At 76.1% G+C, this 3,999-nt stretch carries 2 protein-coding genes and 1 pseudogene; 1 reads left to right on the forward strand and 2 read right to left on the reverse strand.

Features of this window, described 5'->3' with window-relative positions; translation table 11 throughout:
- Window positions 1–271 (reverse strand): annotated as a pseudogene (locus tag ACFV6I_RS21985) (sugar phosphate isomerase/epimerase); the annotation flags it as partial.
- A 9-nt stretch (window positions 272–280) separates the two neighbouring features.
- Entirely contained in the window at window positions 281–2,305 is a 2,025-nt protein-coding gene (locus tag ACFV6I_RS21990; protein WP_380427144.1) for a DUF2264 domain-containing protein, read from the reverse strand.
- Window positions 2,306–2,515: 210 nt separating this feature from the next.
- Between ACFV6I_RS21990 and ACFV6I_RS21995 the strand changes: the two genes are divergently transcribed.
- On the forward strand, window positions 2,516–3,853 hold the full coding sequence (locus ACFV6I_RS21995) for an ABC transporter substrate-binding protein (RefSeq protein ID WP_380427146.1): 1,338 nt from the start codon (window positions 2,516–2,518) through the stop codon (window positions 3,851–3,853).
- Window positions 3,854–3,999 lie beyond the last annotated feature (146 nt).

Consider the following 3,999-nt stretch of genomic DNA (forward strand, 5'->3'; position numbering starts at 1 on the left):
GTTCCAGGTGTCCGCCGAGGTCGGCGAGCAGCGGGGCGTCCGCGCCCGGGGCGGCGATGCCGAGGTAGGAGGCCAGCGCGAGCGGAACCGTCCCGGTGGACGCCAGTGCGCGCACGGCGGCGCGCCGCTCGTCGGCGGTCAGGCCGGGGTGGACCGGCTGGCCCGGGGCGCAGCGCAGTTCCAGCCCGTGCCAGCCGTGGTCGGCGGCGAGGCGCGCGGCGGCGGCGAGCGGCAGGTCGGGCAGGCCGAGGGTGGAGAGGGCGAGTGGCACGGGTGCTCCTCAGGTCCGGGCGCCGGGCGGAAGCCGGCGGGCGCAGGCCGCTCCCGGCGACAGCTCCGCCTCGTGGACGGCGCCGTCGGGCCACCGCACCCGCAGCCGGTAGGCCCCGTCGGGGGCGGCCGCCACGTCCGCCGTCAGGCCGTCGAGCGTCGGGAGTTCGTCCGCGGCGGCGGTGAGACGGGCTGCGGTGAGGTGAGCGGTGGTGAGGCGGTCGGCGGTGAGGCGGGCGGCGCACATCAGCAGGTGGACGGCCCCGCCGGTGGCGCCGGTCAGGACCGGCAGGGCGGCGGCCGCTCCGAAGGCCGTGCCGTCCGGGACGGGGCTGGTGCGGGCGGCGGTGTAGCCGTGCAGGGCCCGCAGTTCGCTGGTCAGCAGCCGGCCGTCCAGCGTGTGGGCGGTGGCAGTGGCGGCGGCGGCAGTGCCGGTGCCGGGCCGGGCGGGCGGCAGGTGGTCTCCGGCGACGGCCCAGCCGCCCTCGCGCAACGGGGTGCCGGGCGGGGCGCCGACGACCAGGTGGGCGCGGACCTCGTCGGCGCCGTGGGCGAGGGTCAGCGAGGTGACGGTGACGCCGGGCCGGGGCTGTCCGGCGGCCCGGGGGCGGTGGGTGGAGGCCGCCCAGCCGTCGCCGGTGGCGAGCGGGGTGATGGGGCCGCGCTCGGTGGGTTCGCCGTCGACCAGCAGGGCGAGGTGGTTGTCGGCCGGGCCGGTGTGGACGGGGCCGGTGGCGGTGGAGTGGGCGAGCCGCGCGTAGTGCGGGTCGTCGGGGTGGACGCGGTCGGCGGGCTGGTCGTCGCTGCCGTGGTTGTGGAGGCGGACCAGGCCGTCGGCGGCGGTGGACTGGACCAGCCAGCCGGGGCCGGGCAGCGCCCGGACGGTGTCACGGCGTTCGGCGGGCGCGGGCTCCTCGCGGTCGGTCCAGGCGGGGTGGTCGGCGGGCAGCAGCAGGCCGAGGAAGCCGGAGGCCGCCCAGTAGGGCGAGGCGGGGCCGGAGTAGGGCTGGACGAGCGGGGGGTGGGGGCCGTACCAGCCGAGGGTGAGCAGGCCGTCGGGGCCGGTGGCGCCGCGGTCGAGGAAGTGGCGCAGGGCGCCGGAGGCGAGTCGGCGGGTGGTGCCGGGGGTGAGCGGGGTGTGGCCGGTGAGGGTGCCGGCCCAGAGCGGGGCGGCGGCGGCGAACCGGTAGATCAGCGAGCGGCCCTGGTGCACCGGCGCGCCGTCGCCGCCGAACAGGTGGGCGTAGTCGGCGAGGTGGGCGGCGAGCCGGGGGCCGTACTCGGCGAGCAGGGCGCGGTCGTCGGCGAGGTGGGCGTGCAGCACGGGGTAGAGGTGCAGGGCCCAGCCGTTGTAGTGGTCGAAGGCGCGGGGGCGGCCGTCGGTGTACCAGCCGTCGCCGAGGTAGAAGCGATCGATGCGTTCCAGGCCGCGCCGGACGGCGGCGCGGGCGGCGTCCTCCTCGACGCCGGCCTCGGCGAGGAAGCCGCCGACGGCGAGCGGGAAGAGCCACCAGTTGTTGTCGTTGGGTGTGCGGTGGAGGGTCTCGGCGAGCCACCGGGCGGTTCTGGTCCGGACGTCGGCGGGGAGGCGGTCCCAGAGCCAGGGGCGGGTCAGCCGCAGGGCGAACGCGATGGCGGCGGCCTCGACCATGGCCTGGCCGCGGTCGGTGACGACGGGCCAGGACGCCGGGTCGTCGTCGGTGAGGTCGCGTGCGGTGGTGGGGTGGCGGGTGCCGGCGTCGAGTCCGGCGGCGTAGCGGTCGAGCAGGCCGTGCGGGTCGGCGCCGCCGGCGCCGGCGATCCGCAGGGCGGCGAGGAGGAAGGTGCGGGCGAAGCCTTCGTGGGCGTCGGAGCGGCGGCCGGACCAGCTCGGCGTAGCGCGGGGGAGGTCGATCAGCGCGTGTCCGGGGCCGGCCCAGGGGAGGACGGCGTCGAGCAGCCCGTCGACGGCGGCCTCCCAGTGGGCTCTGGTCCAGCCGGTGCGGGGGCTGAGGGCGTGGTCTTCCGGGGGCAGCAGCACGGCGGTGTCCTCCATGGCCCGGGGCTCGGGAGTCGTGCCCCGTGCGGGGAATCTAGAAAGCGGTTGATCGTTCGTCAAGGCTTTTGATCGCAACGGATCATTTGATCCCAATCTCTTGACTTCGATCGATCGCCCGCCCAGGATGGCGACCACTTGCCCGCCCGGTCGCGACCACCGGCAGCCCCACTGACCCCCCGGCCGCGCCCCCCTCTCCCGGAGTCGTGCATGCCCTCACTCCCGCTTCCCCTCCCCCACCCCCGGCGCAGACTCCTCCGCGCCGCCGCCGGCGGCCTGCTGTCCACCGTCCTCCTCGCCGCCTGCGCCGGCAGCGGCGGCGGCGCCCCGAAGGCCGACGACGGCAAGCCGGTCACGCTGACCTTCTGGGCCTGGTCCAAGGGCACGAAGGAGGTCGTCGCCGCCTTCAACGCCTCCCACCCCGACGTCAACGTGGTCTACGAGGAGATACCGTCCGGCACGGCCGGCGGGTACGCCAAGATCTCCAACGCGGTGAAGGCCGGCAACGCCCCCGACGTGTTCAACGTCGAGTACGCCCAACTGCCGGACTTCGTCAGCCAGGGCGCCGTCCAGGACATCTCCGGGCTCGTCCCCGGCGAGCTCAAGGCGAAGTACCTGCCGCAGACCATGGACCTGACCACCCTCGGCGGCCGCACCTGGGCGCTGCCGCTGGACGCCTCGCCGCAGGCCTTCTACTACCGCAAGGACCTCTTCGACCGGGCCGGCCTCACCCCGCCGAAGACCTGGGACGAATTCCGCACCGCCGCGCAGAAACTGAAGCAGGCCCAGCCGGACACCCGGATCGCCACCTTCTTCCCCGACGACCCGGCCACCTTCGAGGCGATGGCCTGGCAGGCCGGCGCCCACTGGTTCACCGGCCGCGACGACGCCTGGAGCGTCGACCTCAACGGCGCCGGGACCAAGCAGACCGCGGACTACTGGCAGCAGCTGATCGCCGAGGACCTGGTCCGCGTCCAGCCCTCGTTCAGCCAGCCGTGGACGGCCTCGCTGCAGAAGGGCGAGACCGCCGGCTACCTCGGCGCCTCCTGGGGCGGCGGGGTGCTGAAGGGCACCCTGCCCGACGCGGCCGGCACGTGGGCCGTCGCCCCGGTGCCCAGCTGGGACGGCGCCCCGGCCAGCGGCATGGTCGGCGGCACCACCTTCGCCGTCTCCAAGAACAGCAAGAAGGCCAAGGCCGCCGTCGAGTTCGCCACCTGGGCGACCACCACGCCGGAGGGCATCAAGGCCCGGATCGCCTCCGGCACCTCCTCCGCCTTCCCGGCCGCGCCCGCGCTCGTCCCGGTGGCCGAGGAGTCCTTCAAGGCCGACTTCTACGGCGGCCAGGACGTGTACGCGCTCTACACGGACGCCGCGAAGTCGATCAAGCCGAACTGGCAGTGGGGCCCGACGATGAACGCGACCAACAACGCGCTCAAGGACGCGTTCGGCAAGCTCACCCAGGGCGGCACCGTCCAGGCGGCCCTCGACGCCGCACAGCAGTCCACCCTGGCCGAGCTGAAGAACCGCGGCCTCAAGGTCAAGCAGTGACCGCCCAGCCGCCCCGCACCGGGCCCGGGCCCGCCGTCGCCGCCCGCGCCCGCCGGCGCGGGCGGTGCGGGGGGCCGGCCGGCCGGCGCGCCCCCGTCGGGCGCCGGTGAACCCCCAGCACCCGCGGCCCGCACGGCTACGCCGGC

It is taken from the genome of Kitasatospora sp. NPDC059803, assembly GCF_042732255.1.
Lineage (GTDB): Bacteria > Actinomycetota > Actinomycetes > Streptomycetales > Streptomycetaceae > Kitasatospora.